Origin of the sequence: Pseudoruegeria sp. SK021 (genome assembly GCF_002119405.1) — a bacterium.
In the GTDB taxonomy this organism is placed as follows: Bacteria; Pseudomonadota; Alphaproteobacteria; order Rhodobacterales; family Rhodobacteraceae; genus Meridianimarinicoccus.
Map to the genome: position 1 here is coordinate 1 of NZ_MTBG01000045.1, position 19,360 is coordinate 19,360.

Annotated in this window: 17 protein-coding genes; 2 read left to right on the plus strand and 15 right to left on the minus strand. The window is 59.7% G+C overall.

The window, feature by feature from the left end:
• Positions 1 to 648: 648 nt before the first annotated feature.
• From mltG to pyrH, 14 genes are all read right to left on the minus strand, one after another.
• On the minus strand, positions 649 to 1,800 hold the full coding sequence (gene mltG, locus BV911_RS16750) for an endolytic transglycosylase MltG (protein WP_086054749.1): 1,152 nt from the start codon (positions 1,798 to 1,800) through the stop codon (positions 649 to 651).
• Positions 1,800 to 3,062 carry a beta-ketoacyl-ACP synthase II gene (fabF, locus tag BV911_RS16755; RefSeq protein WP_086054750.1) on the minus strand — a complete coding sequence of 421 codons (1,263 nt, stop codon included), beginning with the start codon at positions 3,060 to 3,062 and terminating at the stop codon, positions 1,800 to 1,802. The genes mltG and fabF overlap by 1 nt, the downstream gene beginning before the upstream one ends.
• A 348-nt stretch (positions 3,063 to 3,410) precedes the next feature.
• A complete protein-coding gene (lpxB, locus tag BV911_RS16760; protein WP_086054751.1) occupies positions 3,411 to 4,586 on the minus strand; it encodes a lipid-A-disaccharide synthase in 1,176 nt (391 codons plus the stop codon).
• Complete coding sequence (locus BV911_RS16765) at positions 4,583 to 5,428, minus strand: LpxI family protein (protein WP_086054752.1); 846 nt, start codon at positions 5,426 to 5,428, stop codon at positions 4,583 to 4,585. The genes lpxB and BV911_RS16765 overlap by 4 nt, the downstream gene beginning before the upstream one ends.
• An 8-nt stretch (positions 5,429 to 5,436) precedes the next feature.
• Positions 5,437 to 6,234: an acyl-ACP--UDP-N-acetylglucosamine O-acyltransferase gene (gene lpxA / locus BV911_RS16770; protein ID WP_086054753.1), complete on the minus strand. Its 798-nt coding sequence runs from the start codon at positions 6,232 to 6,234 to the stop codon at positions 5,437 to 5,439.
• Positions 6,235 to 6,237: 3 nt separating this feature from the next.
• Entirely contained in the window at positions 6,238 to 6,699 is a 462-nt protein-coding gene (fabZ, locus tag BV911_RS16775; protein WP_086054754.1) for a 3-hydroxyacyl-ACP dehydratase FabZ, read from the minus strand.
• 75 nt (positions 6,700 to 6,774) lie between these two features.
• Positions 6,775 to 7,383 carry an OmpH family outer membrane protein gene (locus BV911_RS16780; RefSeq protein ID WP_168184113.1) on the minus strand — a complete coding sequence of 203 codons (609 nt, stop codon included), beginning with the start codon at positions 7,381 to 7,383 and terminating at the stop codon, positions 6,775 to 6,777.
• Positions 7,384 to 7,432: 49 nt separating this feature from the next.
• Entirely contained in the window at positions 7,433 to 9,736 is a 2,304-nt protein-coding gene (bamA, locus tag BV911_RS16785) for an outer membrane protein assembly factor BamA (RefSeq protein WP_240512324.1), read from the minus strand.
• A gap of 127 nt (positions 9,737 to 9,863) precedes the next feature.
• Positions 9,864 to 11,201: an RIP metalloprotease RseP gene (gene rseP, locus BV911_RS16790; RefSeq protein ID WP_086054756.1), complete on the minus strand. Its 1,338-nt coding sequence runs from the start codon at positions 11,199 to 11,201 to the stop codon at positions 9,864 to 9,866.
• Between the two features lie 35 nt (positions 11,202 to 11,236).
• Positions 11,237 to 12,421 carry a 1-deoxy-D-xylulose-5-phosphate reductoisomerase gene (gene dxr / locus BV911_RS16795; RefSeq protein ID WP_086054757.1) on the minus strand — a complete coding sequence of 395 codons (1,185 nt, stop codon included), beginning with the start codon at positions 12,419 to 12,421 and terminating at the stop codon, positions 11,237 to 11,239.
• Complete coding sequence (locus BV911_RS16800) at positions 12,418 to 13,227, minus strand: phosphatidate cytidylyltransferase (RefSeq protein WP_086054758.1); 810 nt, start codon at positions 13,225 to 13,227, stop codon at positions 12,418 to 12,420. Before BV911_RS16800 ends, dxr begins: the two co-directional genes overlap by 4 nt.
• Positions 13,224 to 13,949, minus strand: coding sequence for a polyprenyl diphosphate synthase (gene uppS / locus BV911_RS16805; protein ID WP_240512325.1), 726 nt, complete (start codon positions 13,947 to 13,949; stop codon positions 13,224 to 13,226). The genes BV911_RS16800 and uppS overlap by 4 nt, the downstream gene beginning before the upstream one ends.
• A gap of 51 nt (positions 13,950 to 14,000) precedes the next feature.
• On the minus strand, positions 14,001 to 14,564 hold the full coding sequence (frr, locus tag BV911_RS16810; protein ID WP_086054760.1) for a ribosome recycling factor: 564 nt from the start codon (positions 14,562 to 14,564) through the stop codon (positions 14,001 to 14,003).
• Positions 14,565 to 14,673: 109 nt separating this feature from the next.
• Positions 14,674 to 15,408, minus strand: coding sequence for a UMP kinase (gene pyrH / locus BV911_RS16815; RefSeq protein WP_086054761.1), 735 nt, complete (start codon positions 15,406 to 15,408; stop codon positions 14,674 to 14,676).
• Between the two features lie 165 nt (positions 15,409 to 15,573).
• Between pyrH and miaA the strand changes: the two genes are divergently transcribed.
• The gene (miaA, locus tag BV911_RS16820; protein ID WP_371588304.1) at positions 15,574 to 16,503 is read left to right on the plus strand and encodes a tRNA (adenosine(37)-N6)-dimethylallyltransferase MiaA; all 930 of its coding nucleotides are present in this window, start codon (positions 15,574 to 15,576) and stop codon (positions 16,501 to 16,503) included.
• Between the two features lie 92 nt (positions 16,504 to 16,595).
• On the plus strand, positions 16,596 to 17,126 hold the full coding sequence (locus BV911_RS16825; protein ID WP_086054763.1) for a hypothetical protein: 531 nt from the start codon (positions 16,596 to 16,598) through the stop codon (positions 17,124 to 17,126).
• 305 nt (positions 17,127 to 17,431) lie between these two features.
• Here BV911_RS16825 and BV911_RS16830 read toward each other — a convergent pair whose 3' ends face one another.
• Positions 17,432 to 19,261: an ABC-F family ATP-binding cassette domain-containing protein gene (locus BV911_RS16830; RefSeq protein WP_086054764.1), complete on the minus strand. Its 1,830-nt coding sequence runs from the start codon at positions 19,259 to 19,261 to the stop codon at positions 17,432 to 17,434.
• Positions 19,262 to 19,360: the final 99 nt, after the last annotated feature.

The window sequence follows — 19,360 nt, forward strand, 5'->3', positions numbered from 1 at the left end:
TAACTCTGAAACCGCGCCCGAAGCGCAGATGGCAAAGGTGCTGACATGATCCATCCTCCAAAATAGGATGAATCACAAACACGACCCTATAGGAACCACCGATTCAAGTTTTCACAGAAACGCTTTAGGTCAATGACAATTCCGTTCAGCGCCGTAACGGTGCGCTGAAAGATCTGTTGTTCCTCGGACAGGATCTTGTCCGAAGAGTCGTCCCCAGACTCCGGGTAAATCAGCGTCATGTGTGCAGTTCCGCCTCTCTCTGGTCCCGTCGAGAGAGAGCCACAAAAAAGGCGCCAGAGGGTGTCCCCTCAGCGCCTTGCCCATGTCTTCCAGCTTGCCTAGATGTATAGCTTGGACCGTGCGGTTTGTCAATCGAAACGCCGGTTTTGGCGCGCCGCCCACCGTGCGCCCCGTTAAGCTTTCATGCTGTTTTAAAGGTGTTTTTTCGGACCGTGCTCGAGAATTTCCTAGACAACAAAGCCCCAGACCGACGCCGTCACTCGATATCGAAACCTTAACAAGCGTCCGATATTCGCCGCGGCTCAATGCCAAGTGTCGCCGCGCCTGAACCGACCCGAACGCCGCAAAAACGCCGCAGACGGCCGCAAAGAATGCCCGGAAAGAATCATATCTTCCCGGGCAAGCTGCTTATTGGTTCGCGCGTTGCTGCTCGATCTGCCGCCAGCGTTGGACATTCACGTTATGCTCAGCCAGCGTTTTGGCAAAAACATGACCGCCGGTGCCATCCGCAACAAAGAACAGAAAATCAGTCTCTGCAGGACGAACCGCGGCTTCGATCGCCTCGCGCCCCGGATTGGCAATCGGGGTCGGCGGCAAAGCTGGGATCGTATAGGTGTTGAACGGCGTCGGATTTGCCAACTCGCTGCGCAGCAATCCGCGTCCCAGCGGCCCCTGCCCCTTGGTGATGCCGTAGATCACGGAAGGGTCGGTCTGCAATCGCATCCCTTGGTTGAGCCGGTTCACAAAGACGCTCGACACCCAAGGACGCTCGTCCGCGACCCCGGTTTCCTTTTCGATGATCGACGCGAGGATCAGCGCTTCGCGGGCGCTGGTAATCGGCAGATCATCCGCCCGACCCGCCCAGGCGGCTGCCAGAATTTCTTCCTGTGCTTGCAACATGCGCGTGACAAGTTCGGCCCGGTCACCGCCGATGCTGACCTCGTAACTTCCCGGGGCCAGCGATCCCTCTTCAGGCACACTGTCGATTTCGCCGGACATAAACGGAGCCTTGGACAGGCCATCCGCGACCTGCCAACTGGTCACACCTTCCGCCATCGTCACCCGCGTCCGGGCAAAGCCCTGCGCGATCAGATTGGCCACTGCATCCGGGACCGGCTCGCCCGCAACGAAGGATTCCGTCACCTCGAATGTTCCGGACGTCGGATCAAGCTCACGCACCTGCACGTCAGACGCCGCGACACCAATGCGCAGGTTGATATCGCTGCCACAGGTGCTTTGACCGCCCCGTGTCACCAGATCAACGATGGTTTGCATCGAGGACTGCGGTGGGATCAGGAAGTTCCCTGCCTTAAGATCGCCCGCTTTTTCGGTGTAATCAGCGCCGAGGCGCATCAACACCGGGTACTCAACCGCGCCCATCTTCTGCAAGTCATCCGTTACCTGCTTCAAATTTGCACCGCGTGGGATGCTCAGACACACAGCTTCGCTCAGCGGCCCGGGCGTTTCATAGCGATTTTTCGCCATGGCAATCGCAATCCCGATGCCAATCCCAATAACAATAAACAACGTCAGGGCGTTGGATGCGATGGACCGCCACATCAACGCTCAACCTTGCCAATAACCAGCGACGCATTGGTGCCGCCGAAGCCAAAGGAATTGGACAACGCGATGTCGATCTTACGCTCCCGTTTGACGTTGGGGGCCAGATCAAGTTTGGTTTCCACCGCCGGCGTATCCAAATTGATGGTTGGCGGCGCAACTTGGTCCCGGATCGCCAAAATTGAGAAGATCGCTTCAATCGCCCCTGCCGCCCCAAGAAGGTGGCCGGTTGCCGATTTGGTCGAACTCATCGTCGCCTTGCCAGCAGCATCGCCCATCAGCCGCTCAACCGCGCCCAGTTCGATGGTGTCGGCCATGGTCGAGGTGCCATGCGCGTTAATGTAATCCACCTGAGACGCCTTAATCCCGGCCCGATCAAGCGCAGCCTGCATCGACCGCTCCGCCCCATCGCCATCCTCGGCTGGAGCCGTGATATGATAAGCATCACCCGACATGCCATAACCCAGAATTTCGGCATAGATTTTCGCGCCGCGCGCCTTGGCGTGCTCATATTCTTCCAGCACGACGACCCCGGCCCCTTCCCCCATCACGAACCCATCCCGGTCCGCGTCATAAGGGCGGCTTGCCGCCTTGGGATCGTCACCCCGTTTGGTCGACAGGGCTTTGCAGGCATTGAAGCCCGCGATGCCGATCTCACAAATCGGGCTTTCCGCACCACCGGCCAACATGACCTCGGCATCGCCCCACTGAATCATCCGCGCCGCATCGCCGATGGCATGGGCACCAGTCGAACAGGCGGTGACCACCGCGTGGTTCGGCCCCTTGAAGCCATAGCGGATCGACACCTGACCCGAGATCAGGTTGATCAGCGCGCCGGGAATAAAGAATGGCGACACCCGCCGCGGCCCGCGCTCTTTCAGCGTGATGGCCGTGTCGGCGATGTTCTTCAGCCCACCGATTCCCGACCCAATGGTCACGCCGGTACGCCGACGGTCAGCTTCGCTCTCAGGCATCCAGCCCGAATCCCGCACGGCCTGATCCGCCGCAGCAATCCCGTACAAGATAAAATCGTCGACCTTGCGCCGTTCTTTCGGCTCCATCCAGTCATCCGGATTGAACGTGCCATCCGTGCCATCACCCATCGGGATCTCACAGGCATAAGTCGTGGCCAGATGACTTGCGTCAAACCGCGTGATGGTGCCAGCCCCGGACTCTCCGTCCAGTAGCCGCTTCCAGGTTTCCTCGACACCACATGCTAGTGGCGTCACCATCCCCAATCCTGTCACTACGACCCGCCGCATGCTCAGCCCCTACTCTTGTTCTTTGCTAGCGTCCGTCTAATACCTTGGCTTAGGGTCGAGGAGCAAGCGCAAGCAGACATGACCCCGCAGTAAGGAGTTCACGCGCAAGACCTTGCCTCTCATACAGGGCAGGTCCGGCCATGTGCCCTAAGGGCATTTTTGCCTCGCGCCGACCCGGAACAAGACCGCGGCAGCGGCAGGCCAAGCACTTACGCAACTTGATGACAGGTCAGCCCGACCGCAATACGCGGGGCAGCTAAAACGACATTGATGCGGTTGTGTTGACGGCACCTCCGCCCATCCGGCGATGAATGCGGCGCGTCAAAGCCAGTTCGTCCGGCGAGCCCCTTAAGCCTGCAGTACAGACAGACCATCCAGAACCGCCCGCGCCGCGCGCAGACCCGGGGCATCGCCGCCTGCCCCCAGCCGCGACATGGTCACGCGCGCCGCTTCAAGCTGACTTTCCGGCGCGTCCAGCATGTCGACCAAGGCCCGTGACAGGGCGTCTGGGGTGAAATCCTGCCCCAAGAACTCTGGCACCAAGCGGGTTTCGGACACCAGATTGACCAGCGTCACGGTATCGATCAACGCCATTGCCTGCGTTATTTTCATGGTCAGCCACGCCATATCATAGCCCACAACCATCGGGGCTTCTGCCGCGGCCAGTTCCAACGACACGGTTCCCGAGGCCGCCAGCGCGACATCCGCAGCCCGAAACGCCGTGCGCTTCATGATTTCTGCGGCCTCAACTGTCAGTGGGCGCGGGTCCAGTACTTGCACCGGAAAGGGCCATGCGTCGGTCTGCTGTTTGACCAAACCGGCGACCGACCGCGCCGCAGGGACCACGATCCGGGCCTCTGGCCGTTGTGCCAGAAACTGCCCCAGCGCCGCGCCAAAGACCGGCGACAGGCGGCTAACTTCGCTGCGCCGCGATCCCGGCAGGGCCACAACCAGCGGCACCTCGGCAGGAATATCCAATCTGGCCCGAAACGCTTGGGCATCTGCATCGCTGATCTTTGGCTGCGCCACGATCGGGTGCCCGACGAAATCACACCGCATGCCTGCGGCGGTCATATAGGGCGGCTCAAACGGCAGAAGCGCCAGAACCTGATCCACCATAGGCGCCATCTTTCGCGCCCGGCCCGGTCGCCACGCCCAAACCGAGGGCGCAACATAATGGACAATCTTGATCTCAGGGGCGGCCGCCCGCACCAGCTTTGCCACCCTGAGCGAAAAATCCGGGCTATCAATGGTCACCAACGCATCCGGCTTGGCCGCCACGACGGCTCGTGCCGTTTCGGCAATGCGACGCTTTAGATGGAAATACTTCGGCAAAATCTCAGCGATGCCCATGACCGACAGTTCCTCCATCGGGAACAGACTGGTCAGGCCTTCGCTTTGCATCATCGGACCCGCAATGCCTTGCAGCGCGATGCCGGGTTCCAACTGTCGCAGTCCCCGGATCAACGCGGCACCCAAAGCATCACCAGAGGCTTCGCCCGCCACCAGAAACAGCGCCGTCACGGTGATCCCTCCTCTGGGCGCGCCCAGACAAAGATGCCGGCCGCGTCGGCTTTCTCAATCACGGTTTGCCGATCCAGTACCATCACGCCTCCCGCTTCAATCGCGACGCCGGCCAAACCTGCGCGCAGCGCACCATCAATTGTCGCCGGTCCAATCACCGGCAAATCAACACGCCGATCTTGCCCGGCTTTCGGCCCTTTGAACAGGACCCCGCCGGGACCATTCGGATCAGGACGCCAGCGCCCGGCCACATGTGCGACATGGTCCAACATGTGGTCAGTCCCCGGGGCGGCTTCAACAGCCAAGGCGATGCCTTGCGCGACCACGGACCCTTGCCCAACATCGGCCACCGCCAAGGCCCGAACGATCGCAACCGCCCGGGCGGCATCCTTTCGGTCGCGCTCGGATGGCTGAACCTTGCCCAGAACTCCCGGTGACGGCAGCAAGTCAGGGGCGATCTCATGCGCGGCTTTCACAGCAAACCCTTCGCCCTCGAAAATCGACAGAACCACCCGCAGCAACCCGTCATCGCCGCCCTTGATCGCCGACAAGAACTTTGGCGCCAGCGTCATGGTCTTGAAATCGAACTTTGCCGGTTCCAACCGGGGTCGCCCGACCGCACCAGCGAAGACAACATCGGCCACACCGGCCTTCTTCAGCGACTTAAAAAGGCTGCCCAGTTTCTCAACCCGGTACGGGATGGACACATGGCCATCCGGGTTGTCCGCCGGAAAGCCATCCATTTCGGCAAAAATCACGTCGCGCCCAGTCCGGCACAAGTGACGGGCCAAATAGGCGGGCAGTTCGCCTTTGCCCGCGATGATGCCAACCGTGGGGCGCATCGGGGCCGTCACTTCGGCGTCAAGAAGTGGCGATCGGATTTTTCAAGCAAGAAGTCGACAATCTCGCGCACATAGGCGCTTTCAGTTTCTTCGCCCAAGCGCCGCGCCCGGTCGATAAACTGCCCCTCGCCCTGCGCCAGCATCTGAAACGCCGCCCGCAGCGCGGTGATGTCGCCCCGAGTTACACCGCGCCGCTTCAACCCGACAAGGTTCAGCCCGTCCAATTCGCCGCGTGGCCCCTGCACCAGACCATAAGGCATCACATCATTGGTCACCATTGTGACAGCACCGATGATGGCACCGCGGCCAATCCGAACGAATTGATGCACCCCAGACAGACCGCCGATGATCACGTCATCGGCAATCAGGCAATGCCCGGCCAACGCCGCCTGATTGGCCAAAATGACCCGGTCCCCCACATGCACATCGTGCCCCACATGGGCACCGGTCATAAACAGACAATCATCACCGACCGACGTCAGCCCCCCGCCCCCTTCGGTGCCGGTGTTCATCGTCGCGCCTTCGCGGATGCGGTTGCGCTTGCCCACCACAAGCCGGGTCTTTTCACCCGCGAATTTCAAATCCTGCGGGATCTCGCCAATGACCGCGCCGGGAAAGATCACGGTCCCGTCGCCAATCTCGGTCCGCCCGGTGACAACCACGTGGCTTTTCAAATGCACATCGGGGCCAAGCGACACTTCCGGCCCGACGATGCAAAACGGCCCCACAGTCACGCCCGACGCGATCTTTGCCCCGTCTTCGATGATGGCGGACGGATGGATCGTGGCGCTGGGATCAATGCTCATGGGTCAGTCCTTGCGAAAATCGATCATGGCCATGAATTCGCATTCAGCGGCGACCTCACCGTCCACTTCGGCACGTCCGGCAAATTTCCAGACCTTGCCGCCGCCACGCAACGCATCAACCCGAAGTTCAAGCACATCCCCCGGCCCGACCTTACGGCGGAACCGGCATTTATCCACGCCCATAAAATAGACCAACGCGCCGGTATCGGCCAAACCAAGCGACACCGAAACCAAAACCGCCGAGGTCTGCGCCAAGGCTTCGACAATCAAAACCCCCGGAAAGACCGGAGCAGAGGGAAAATGCCCGGCGAATTGCGGCTCATTCATGGACACGTTCTTGATCCCGATCGCGCTTTTCGACGGCACAATATCGCGAACCTTGTCCACGAACAGAAAGGGATAGCGGTGCGGAATCAACCGCTGGATCAGATCGATGTCTGCGGTTGTTGGGGTCTCATCGCTCATGCTGGTATCCAGATCGGAAAGTTTCAGTTGGTTTTGCCTAGCAATTGGCAACACTGGAAACAAGACAACCCGCGTTTATTCAGAGTCCGGTGCCGGGTCAGTCTCGGTGGGAATCGGCGTCAACTCGGGATCATCTTGGAGCGACTCGGCTTGCAGATGCGCGTCCATCGCCTCGATTGCGGCCTGCGTAATATCCACATCTTCAATCGCCAACAGCACGGCCTTGCGGTCAATCAAGGCAATCGCGCCGCGTTCCCGCATCAGATCGGCCAGAACCGGCCCAAGCTGCTGCAGGAAATTCTGCCGCTCGGTCTCAAGCATCTGCTGGATGGTTTGCGATTTGCGTTCTTGGTCCGTCCGAATTTTCTGAACCTTGTCGTCAAACGCCGCCGCCAATGGCGCGAATTCCTGCGCTGTCAGCGTCTTGCGCTTGGCTGTCAGGTCTTGCTCCTCAGCGATCAGTTCGGCCCCTATCTCGCGATTCTCAGTGGCAAGGTCATTTCGTTGACGTTCCAAATCAGCCTGAATCCGCTGGCCATATTGCGAGTTGAGAAAGAGGGCCTCTTGATCCAGCGTCACGAACGGCGTTGCCACTGGCGCCCCCTCGGCGGTTCCCGCAGAGAAAGGCATCGGATTAGATTGCAGAAAGGGATCCTGCTGCGCCGCCACGCCAGTCGCCGTCATGGCCATACCACAGGCAAGCCACGCCCCGACCTTCGGCGCACACAGGCCCTCAGAACCGGGTCGAGACGGTGAAGTTGAAATTCTGAGTCTCGTCATAGCTTTCTTTCTGCAACGCCCGCGTGAAGTCAAAGCGCAGTGGGCCGATCGGAGTATCCCAGAACAACGACGCGCCGATGACGGTCCGCAAATGGAACGAGTCATCCACCGGGCCGTCGCTGCCTTGAGTATCATCCAGACCCCAGATCGAACCCGCGTCGAAGAATACGCCGCCTCGGATGCCATATTCTTCCGGCAGTCCAAGTGGGAAATCTGCCTCCAGAGCCAGCGACACCGCATAGTTACCACCCAATGCGTCTTCGTTTTCGGCTGTCATATCGCGTGGACCAATGCCGTTGGTGTCAAAACCACGGACGTTGCCGCCGCGAAACCGCTCGGTGATCAGACTGTCCTGACCGTCGAGCGACGTCATGACCCCGCCGCGAAGGACGGCGGTCAGACCGATTTCTTCATTATAGGCCTTTGTTTCCGCGCCCAACAGCGCAGTGGTTTCGACATAATGGCTGTCGCCGCCCAGACCGGCGAAGTTCTGTCCGAATTCCGCCTGAACACCTGAGTTCGGATCAAGCCCGCGGCGCCGGGTGTCAAAGGAATAGCGATATCCAACCGAACTGGTCAGAACGGTTCCGGCATCATTTTGGATCAGAATCGAACTGTCATCCGAGACATTACTGATTTCATTTTCCGAGATCTCATAATCTAGGCTCAACCGGCCATATTCGCTGATCGGGAAATTAACCGCGAAGCGCATCCCCAAATTCTCGGTATCGAAATCTGAACTGAACTGATTGGTTGATCGGTAATAGACCGACGCCGTTCCACTCAGATTGCGACCGAGCAAAGCAGGTTCGGTCAGGCTGATGATCGAGTCGGCGTTGTCCACACCAAGCGCGACCGAGAAATTCAACTGTTGGCCACGACCCAAGAAGTTGCTCTCGCGCAGACCCGCGGCAATGCCGAAGCCGTCGCTGATCGAATAATTCGCACCAAAGGACAAAGACCCGGTGGGCTTTTCCTCAACATTCACGTCGATAATCACCCGGTCCGGCGCGGTGCCTTCCCGCGCGGTCACATCCGCCGTGCCGAAAAAGCCCAAGGCCCGAATGCGTTCTGCGCTTTGCCGAATTTCACCGGGGTTGAACGGATCGCCTTCTACAATGGTAAACTGACGCCGAATGACTTGGTCCAAGGTGGTCTGATTGCCCTCAATATCGATCCGCTCCACGAAAATGCGTGGTCCAAGCGTCATGCGGAAATCAACATTCAGGCTCAAATCGCGATCGTTGCGGGTAATCACCGGTTCGGCCCGCACAAAATCCAAGCCCTCTTGTACGGTCAGGTTTTCGATCCGCGTGATCGAATCCTCAATCCTGGACGGGGAATAGGTCTGGCCGGGCTTCATCTTCAGCGCTTCGTAAAACGGCGTGATGTCGAGGCCCGGGATGTCTGTGCTAACACTGACCTCGGCAATTTTGAATTTTTGGCCTTCCTGAACATTGAAGGTCAGGAAAAATGCATCCCGCTCGCGCGAGAATTCCGGCGTCACCGACAGAATCTGGAAGTCCGCATAGCCACGTGACCGATAGAAATCGGTCAGCACCTGCCGGTCGAACTGGACCCGGTCTTCGATGAAGGTGTCACTGCCGACCACACTGCGGAAGATCCCCGCCTGCTTCGACGACAGGACCTGCCGCAACCGGCGATCCGAAAAGTCCCGGTTGCCCACGAAGCCGATCCGCTCAATCTCGACCAGTCCACCCTCTTCGATTTCAAACACCAGATCGACCCGGTTTTGATTGCGCGGGATGATCATCGGGCTCACGCTTGCCGCAAGACGGCCCGCTTGGCGATACGCATCTGCAATCGTCCGTGCATCGGCCTCGGCCACTGTCGGGCTATAGACCCCCCGTGGCTTTGACGACAGCAGCGCCGTCAACGCGTCGTCATCGAGACGGCGGTTGCCCTCAATGTTGATCCGATTGATCGTCGGAAATTCGACCACGTCGATAATCAACTGAGAGCCCGACGTGCCGATTTCCACGCTCTCGAACAAGCCCGACGACAAAATCCGCTGATAAGCGGCATTGACCTGCCCGGCGGATAGCGGCTCGCCGGATGTGATCCCGGCATAATTCAAGATCGTCGCGGTCTCGATCCGCTGATTGCCACGGACCTCAATCGCAGACACTGCTGACTGCGCCATCAACGGCGACGGCGATCCGAACCCCATGACGACTGCAAGCAGTCCCATCCCCACGAGACCAAGCCATCGCTTGTATAACGCTTGCCTGCTCATGTGCCTGTCCTTCGTTCTTGAGGTCCGCGCGGGATTTACTCCCGACTAGTCTGCTCTGCTCATCATGTCAAAAAGCCAGTATGACCGTCTATGGTTTTCCCAGCCAAAAGACCGAAATAATGCACGATCAGGGGCAAAAAATGTCGTTAGTCAGTGCAAAGACCATCAGCGACAGGATCATCACCAAGCCGCCCGCCATCAAGACCCGCAGCGCCCCGTCACTTGGAGGACGGCCCGTAATGGCCTCATAGGCGTGAAAGACCAGATGGCCGCCGTCTAAAACCGGTACCGGAAACAGATTGATCAACCCGACCGCGGTGGACAATACGGCAATGAACCAGATGAAACTCAACAAGCCCTGACTGGCCGCCTGTCCCGAGGTTTCCGCGATTCCGATCGGCCCGCTCAGATTACAACTGCTGATCGCACCGGTGATCATGTGATAGACCCCGGAAAGACTTTGGCGCACGATTGCCACCGTCTGCGAAACGCCCATCTCTAGGGCAGAAATCGGCCCCAGTGTGTCCGTGGCCGGAACGAAAAACAACCCGCCCGTCACACCGATCAGATAGCGCTTTTCAAAGCCGCCCTCTGGCAACGGCATATCCAGAACCCGCGGCGCCAGCGATACGTCGAAGGTGTCGCCGTCGCGCCAGACGGTCAGCGATAGCGGATCGCCGCCCGAGCCCATCACCGCCACGCGCAATTCGTCAAAGGCCACCACAGGCGCACCGTTGATTTCAAGAATCACGTCGCCCTCTTCCAGACCGGCATCCATCGCCGCAGATTGGGGTGATACACCCGAAACCAGCGGCGGGAATGGGAAAGGACCGGACACTTGGTGGACGCCGTCGCTGCGCTGCACCTGATATTCCAGATCCGGCAGGTGCGGCAGACCGCTCACAAAAGTATCGAACTCGGTGAAGGCCGGCACAGATTGCCCGTCTATGGCCAATATCTCATCGCCGGGGCGAACATCATAAAACGCGCCCGGAAAGGGCTTGGTCTCATTGACGGTCAACGGCGTGCGCGTCTGCCCCTGCACCATCATGATGGCCGCGAAGACCACGATGGACAGCGCGAAATTAAACACCGGCCCCGCCGCCACCGTAGCCGAACGCGCCCAAAGCGGGGCGCCGTGCATGGTGTGACGCCGCGTGCTGGCGTCCATCTGGGACATGGCTTGGGTATTGGGCCCGCTAGCGGCGTCGCTATCGCCAAGAAATTTGACATAGCCGCCCAGTGGCAATGCCGCGATCTGCCATTGCGTACCGCGCTTGTCCCGCCAACTGAACAACCGTGGACCGAAGCCCAGAGAAAACACCTCAGCGTGGATGCCACACCAGCGTCCGACAATATAATGCCCGTATTCATGGACCGCCACGATGATGGACAAGGCCACCACGAAGGCAAGAATCATGTAGATAAAGCCGCCAAAAGACGGGATCAAACCAAGAAGTTCCACGCGCGCTCGCTATCCTTATTGTCGTTCTGCGGAGGTCAGGCCAACACTTTGCCACGGCCGACGATCTGATCGACGGCCTGCCGCGCCACTTGATCCGCTACGCGCACCTTATCAAGGGTCAGCGCGCCACGAAACCCGCTCTCCGCCGCAGTCTGTGTCAGGACTTGTTCGACCAGAACCGCCATATCGGTGAACTTGAGGGTCCCAGCTATGAAATGATCCAACGCCCGCTCTTTGGCAGCGTTGAACAATGCGCCGCTCAGCCCGCCTGCGGCCATGACCTCTCGCGCCAACCGAAGGGCGGGATAGCGTCGTTCGTCCGGCGTCCGGAATGTCAGGCTCCCGATCTTGGCAAGGTCGAGCCGCTCGACCGGAAGGGCGCGGCGGTCCGGCCAGTTCAGCGCGTAGCCAATGGCATGACGCATATCTGCGGGACCCACATGGGCCATCAAGGCACCGTCCGGAAAGCCGACCAACGCGTGAATCAGGCTTTCGGGATGAACAATGACTTCGATCTTTTCGGGCGCGATGCCGAAATACTCGTGGGTCTCGATCACCTCTAGCGCCTTGTTGAACATGGATGCGCTGTCGATGGTGATCCGTTGGCCCATGTCCCAATTCGGGTGGCTTGAGGCCTGCGCCAACGTCGCCCCGGCCAGTTCGTCCAACGGCCAATCCCGAAATGCACCCCCGGATGCGGTCAGGATGACGCGCTCAACTTCAGCGATCGACTCGCCAACCAGTGCCTGAAACACCGCCGAATGTTCACTGTCCACCGGAAGAATTCGTGCGCCATAGCGCTTTGCCTCGGCCATCAACAACGGCCCGGCACAAACAAGGCTTTCCTTGTTGGCCAGCGCCAGCGTTCCGCCATTGCGCAGCGCACGCAGGCCCGGCTCCAGCCCGGCCGCGCCGATGATTGCAGACATGATCCAATCGGCAGGACGATCCGCAGCTTCCAGCAAAGCCTCTGGTCCCGCAGCCACCGCAATACCCGTGCCAGCCAGACGTTCTGCCAGATCCGGCAAGCAGTCTTCAAACGCCGTGACGGCGATGGCAGGTCGCAGCGCCAAAGCCTGTTGCGCCAAACGGGCCGTATTCCGGCCTGCGGTCAAAGCTACAACTTGAAAGCGATCCGGGTCTCGGGAAATCAGATCAAGCGTGCTTTCCCCGATCGACCCGGTAGAGCCGAACACCGTGATCCGAAGCGGGTTGCTCACACGGGGACCGGTGGGAATGCGATGAACTGTTCGACCATCAACAAGAAGATTGACGCGCCCAGAATGCCGTCTAGCCGGTCGAAGAAGCCCCCATGACCGGGCAACAACGCCGAGCTGTCCTTGACGCCGACCCGCCGCTTCAGGGCACTTTCGGCAATGTCACCCATTTGAGCCGCCATCGACAAGGCGATGCTCACCGGAATAACTTGCAAGGGGGCACCGGCCCAAAGCACATAGGCCAAACCAACCGCAGCCGCGCCAAACCAGCCAGCCACCGTGCCCGACCACGTCTTCTTGGGGCTGACTTTTGGCCAAAATTTAGGCCCGCCCAGCATCCGTCCAGCAAAATATCCGGCCACATCCGTCATAACCACGACCAGCACCAGCCAGACCAGCCACAGGGCCTGAAACTCCACCCGCAACTGAATCAAGCCAAAGCCGGACAGAAGGATCATCACCGCGAACATGGCAAAGGCCATGCGTTCGCGCCCGATGCGGCCCACACTGGCCACCACTGGCAACATCATGAACGGCAGCCCGTACCCCGAGGGCAGCAGCGCCATCAGCAGCAGCGCGGCCCCCGAGAGCAGGGCAATCAACAGCGGCCGGGCCACTTGGCACATCCGGGACAATTCCCAGACGAGCGCGGTGACGCACAGGACCACAAACAGCAGGAACGTGGTATTTCCAAACCAAACGGCCGCAAAGGATACCACGACCATGCCAACAGCGGTGATGAATCGCGGGCCAAGATCAGCCCAGCGATTGGCCGGACCTACGCTGGCCTTGATTGGGTCATTGGTCATGTCAGAACAGATCCGAACCGACGCTCACGCCCAGCAAAGGAAAGAACGATCTCTTGAAGATGCGCGCGCGAGAAATCCGGCCAAAGCACATCCGTAAATTCGTATTCTGCATAAGCCGATTGCCACAGCAGGAAATTCGAAATCCGGGTCTCCCCCGAGGTGCGGATCACCAGATCCGGGTCTGGCAGCCCGTCGGTATAGAGATGCCGCGCCAGCGATTCTGGGGTCACATCATTTGCCTGAACGCGGCCTTGGGCAATATCCACTGCCAACGCCACCGCAGCTTGGGTCAGTTCATCCCGGCTGCCATAGTTCAGCGCAATCGTCAGATGCAGGCGGGTATTGCGTTCCGTGTCCTGCTCTAACCGCTCCATCAGACCTAGAAGACCGGGGTTCAACGGCCTGCGATCCCCAACAAACCGCACCCGGACGCCGGACGCGTTCAATTCCGCAGCTTCGCGTTTGATATAAAGTCGGAACATCGCCATCAGACCGGCGACTTCCGCCCGGCTACGCTTCCAATTTTCGGTCGAGAAAGCAAACAGGGTCAGATAGCGGATGCCGCAATCCGGCGCCGCCTCGACGATTTCGCGCACACGGTTCGCCCCGGCGCGGTGCCCGAACAAGCGTGGCTTGCCCCGCCCGGTCGCCCACCGCCCATTGCCATCCATAATGATCGCAATGTGTGTCGGAGCGTCCTCTGACGCGTCTTTCGCGGCCATCGTATCCCTCATGCGACGCGTTTGTCCATCTGACCACTCTTCAATCGCAAATTAGACCTGCATGATCTCTGCTTGCTTCGCGTCCAGCGCCTCATCCAGCCCCGCGATCATCCGGTCCGTCAACGACTGAACCTCATCGGCCCAAATCTTGTTGTCATCTTCACTCATACCGGCGGCCTTGGCTTTCTTCAGCTGGTCCATCCCGTCGCGACGGACATTCCGAATCGCGACCCGCGCATGTTCGGCATACTGGGCTGCCACGCGGGTCAGTTCGCGGCGACGCTCTTCATTCAACTCCGGAATCGGCAATCGGATGATGGTGCCGTCGACAACCGGGTTGATCCCCAACCCGCTTTGACGCAACGCTTTTTCGACTTTTCCGACCATCGCTTTGTCCCAGATGTTGATCGTCAGCATCCGAGGCTCAGGTACGTTGACCGTGCCCATCTGGTTAATCGGAGTCATCGATCCATAGGCTTCGACCATCACCGGGTCCAGCATGCTTGCCGATGCCCGACCGGTCCGCAGAGTTAGAAACTCCTGCCGAAGCGACGTGATCGCCCCGTCCATCCGACGTTCCAGATCATCGATGTCAATTTCAATCTCGTCCGCCATTCTAGGCCCCTGTGTCGTCTTTCGTCGCCCGCGCGCGGGCCGAATTCATCATTCGCTCCGGATGGGGCTGATCAGCCACCAAACAGAGCACGTCCGACAGCCTATAGCGTCAACCGTGCACTCTTGTATAGGTACCCTGACCACTTAGGATTCCCTTAAACCCGCCCTTTTCATCCAAGGAAAAGACGATAATCGGCTTATTGTTGTCGCGCGCTAGGGCAATGGCCGAGGCATCCATAACCCCAAGGTGCTTTTGCAACACCTCATCATACGTCACCGTATCATAGCGTTTGGCATCCGCATGTTTCATCGGATCCTTGTCGTAAACGCCGTCCACCTTGGTGCCTTTGAAAATCACTTCGCAGCCCATTTCATTTGCCCGAAGGGTCGCGGCTGTATCCGTGGTAAAGTAAGGGTTTCCGGTGCCGGCAGCAAAGATGCAGACCCGCTTTTTCTCAAGGTGGCGCACCGCACGCCGCCGAATATAGGGCTCGCACACTTCGTCCATGCGGATGGCGCTGATCACGCGGGTATTTACATTCAGACGCTCCAGCGACGACTGCATAGCAAGGGCGTTCATTACTGTCGCCAACATGCCCATGTAATCGGCGGTTGTCCGCTCCATACCCTGCGCCGATCCCTGCAATCCGCGGAACACGTTGCCGCCGCCGATCACCATACAAATCTCAACGCCCAGATCGTGAACTGACTTGATCTCGTTCGCGATCCGTTCCACCGTTGGTGGGTGCAGTCCGAATCCCTGATCCCCCATCAGCGCTTCACCTGAAATCTTCAGAAGGACTCGCTTGAACGTCACCTGGTGGCTTCCTTGATCACTGCTCATGCACTTGGTCCTGTCTGAATTTCGGTCACGTCGCACAACCTGTCGGAAATGGGCGGCATGTTCAATTGTAAAGAACTGGCAAATTGCTGCGGTGCAAAACATGGTGCGCTTCCGCCACTTTGTCCGTGCAAAGTCGGCCAGATTCCGCCACAGGGTAGCCTTTAGATTGCCAAATCGGACATTTTCGTGACCTCGCCCCTGCCCTTCCCGCTCTCTGAGGACAAACCCGTTCTAATCGCCGGGCCAACGGCCTCGGGAAAATCCTCGCTCGCGCTGGCGATTGCGGCGCAGTCCGGGCGCCGCATCGTCAACGCGGATGCACTTCAGGTCTTTGACGGATGGCGCCTTTTAACAGCCCGGCCGTCTGCCGCAGATGAACGATTGGTGCCCCATGTTCTTTATGGCCATGTGCCCTATCATGCGGAATATTCAGTCGGACATTGGCTGCGCGAGGTCGCCCCTTTGCTCTCTGAACGCCCTGCGCCGGTCATTGTCGGGGGGACCGGCCTGTATTTTTCGGCGTTGACCGAGGGACTTGCCGCGATTCCACCCATCAGCCCCGAGACCCGGACGCTGGCAACCCAGCGGATGGACGACGCCGGTATAGACGCCATGCGTGCCGATCTTGACCCTGACACGCGCAACCGGATCGATCTGTGCAACCCGGTGCGGGTTCAGCGCGCGTGGGAAGTGCTAACCGAAACCGGACGCGGCCTTGCTGCATGGCAAGATGATCCGGCCCCGCCGCTATTGCGGCCCGAGGCTGCGCATCTGTTCCAACTCGCTGCCGAAAAAGATTGGCTCACCCCCCGGATCAATCGTCGGTTCGATGGCATGATCGCCGCCGGCGCCCTCGACGAAGCCCGTGCGATGGCGCAAGACTGGGATCCAACCCGGTTGTCGTCGCGTGCGATTGGGGCCGCCCAGTTGATTGCCGTCCTTCGCGGAACCATGACCGAATCGGACGCCATTGCGGCGGCGAAAATCGCCAGCCATCAGTATGCAAAACGGCAACGTACGTGGTTTCGCCGGAGAATGCGGCAATGGTCCATCGTTGACGCGGCTGTGATCGGCGGATCGCCGCCGGAGCAATGACTTATTTGGCATGGTCCTGCGAAAGTTTGCGGCATGGCCCTTGGCCGAAGTGCTTAAGCTCTTTTAAAGGTAGTGCATGTTAGAGGATTCTCATGGTTGATAGCACTTCCCACGAACGGGGCCTGCGCCCGTTACAAGCCGTATCAATCGGTCACTTGTCTCGCGAAGCGCGCTGGAGTTTGACAACGCCACGCAGCTATCTGGTGCCGGTCCTGTTCTGGTTCACCGGGGGGCAAGGTCGAATCTCCGTCAACGGCACCCTGCGCGGCTACACATCCCATAACGCGATCTTTCTTCCGGCCAATACCAGCCACGCCTGCGAAGCCATGGGTCGCACACAGGGAACAGCATTATTCTTTGGTGGCCGGACAGAATTGTCGGGCCCGTCCGAAATGCTCCATCTGCGGCTATCAACGATCCAGCAACAGACCGAGATGAATCAACTTGTGGAAAACTTTCGCCAGGATTGCACCAGCAACCTGCCACTGACCGACGAAGTGCTTTATCATCGGGCCTGCCTGATCCTTCTGTGGCTTGCACAAAACAGCCTACGCAGCGGCGACCAGTCCCGTCGGGCAGCCCCCGAACCGGCAGATATTCCCGCATATCGGACCAGAGGGTAACGGCGCAAAACCACGGGCAATAGGGCGCGGGATTAAGGCCATCCATGGCGTTGGCATTCGTTCTGGCGCGGCCATGACTTGTTCTTACCGCGCGTCTGTTCCGCCGTAATGTCCATGTTTTCTTAAGAAGGACGCTGGCATTTAAAGCCCGCCCCCCCAGACGTCGGGACACAGGCCTGCCCGGGCCTGGCCCTATGCTTGCACACGCTGCCACCGCACCAACGCATAAGACGGATCATTAAAATTAGCCCGTCTGGACCGGTGCACGGTGCGGATCACCCAGCAAGGCGATCCGCACCGGTTGATTAACTCACCGACGCGCGGTCTTCCAAGGTCAGCCACTCTTCTTCCGCAGCGACCAACGCTGCGGTCCGCTCGCGCAGCGCGTCAGTGGCCTTGGAGAACTTCACCGGCGAGGTCCCGAACAGATCAGGATCGGCCAACAAGCTCTCGAGTTTCGAGATCTCGGCCTCAAGGCGCGCAATTTCGGATGGCAAGGTCTCCAGGCGGTGACGCTCGGTGAAGCTCAGGCTTTTTTCCGGCTTTTTCGCGGCTGTAGCCGGTCGCGCCTGCCCGGTCGATTTGCCTCTAGCCGTTGGCGCGTCCGCGACGGCCTCTTGTTCCGACAACGCGCGCTGGGTCTGATAGTCGGTCCAGCCCCCGGCATAGACGGTCGCCTGGCCGTCGCCTTCCATCGCAATCGTGGTGCCTGCGACCCGATCAAGAAAATCGCGATCGTGGCTCACCAAAAGCACGGTGCCATCATAATCCCCCAGCACTTCTTGCAGCAGATCGAGGCTTTCGACATCCAGATCGTTGGTCGGTTCGTCCAACACCAGCAGGTTGCTGTTGCGGGCCATGATCCGGGCCAACAGCAGCCGGGCCTTCTCACCGCCCGACAGCGACCGCACCGGCGCGCGGGCCTGCGAATCGTCGAACAGGAAATCCTTCAGATAGGCCACGACATGCTTGGGCGTGCCGCGCACCATGACCTGATCCGCCCGGCCCGACACCCCGATATCGGGATCTGTGGTCAGCGATTCCCACAAGGTCGCGTCAGGGTCGAGCTTCGTGCGGTTCTGGTCGAACACCGCCATGTCAACATTGGTGCCAAGCTGAACCGTCCCCTGGTCGGGAGCCAGTTCTCCGGTGAGCATCTTCAACAGCGTGGATTTTCCAACCCCGTTCGGTCCGACAAAAGCAATCCGGTCGCCACGCAGAACCCGCAAGGAAAACGGCGCCAGAATCCGCACATCGCCAAAGGCCTTGGCGATATCGGTGGCTTCAATCACGCGCTTGCCGGACTTCGTTCCTGCCGCCAGCGCCATATCTGCCGTGCCTTGACGGCGAATCATCGAAGACCGCTCGGCCCGCAGATCTTGCAGTGCGCGAACCCGTCCTTGGTTGCGTTTGCGCCGCGCCGAGATCCCCTCGACCGCCCAACGCCCTTCGGCCTTGATCTTGCGGTCCAATTTGTGCCGCGCATCGTCTTCGTCGTCCCAGACTTTGTCGCGCCACGCCTCAAACCCGGAAAAGCCGGTGTCCTGCCGCCGCACGACGCCGCGATCAATCCACATGGTGGCTCGGGTCAGGGCGGTCAGGAAGGCGCGATCGTGCGAGATCAACACAAAGGCCGTCCGAGTTACCGACAGTTGCGCTTCCAGCCAGCCAATCGCATGAATATCGAGGTGGTTGGTCGGCTCGTCCAGCAACATCAGATCGGGCTCTTCCGCCAGCAGCTTTGCAAGTGCCGCGCGTCGCCGTTCCCCGCCCGAGGCCGCACTGACCAACCGATCCGGTTGCAGCTTCAGCCCTTCGGACGCCAATTCGACCTTATAGGCTTCGGCCGGGTCCAGACCGCTGGCCGCATAATCGCCTAACGTCGTGAAACCGGACAGGTCAGGGTCCTGTTCCATATAGCCCACCGAGATCCCCGGAGTCACGACGCGAGCGCCGCTATCGGGTTCAATGAGACCGGCCATCACTTTCAAAAGCGTTGACTTGCCCGATCCGTTTCGGCCGACAAGGGCCACACGGTCGCGCGGTTGCACCACAAGGCCAAGCTCGGAAAACACCGGAGCTCCACCAAAGGTGAGTGAAATATCGCTGAGTTGCATTAAGGGGGGCTGTGCCATGACGGCTGGCTATCCGTGTCCGAGGGGGCGGTCAAGATGCGGCGTCAAGCGCTGACACGCACCCTGATTTCAGAGCCTGCCCCCCCATAAAACCCGGCG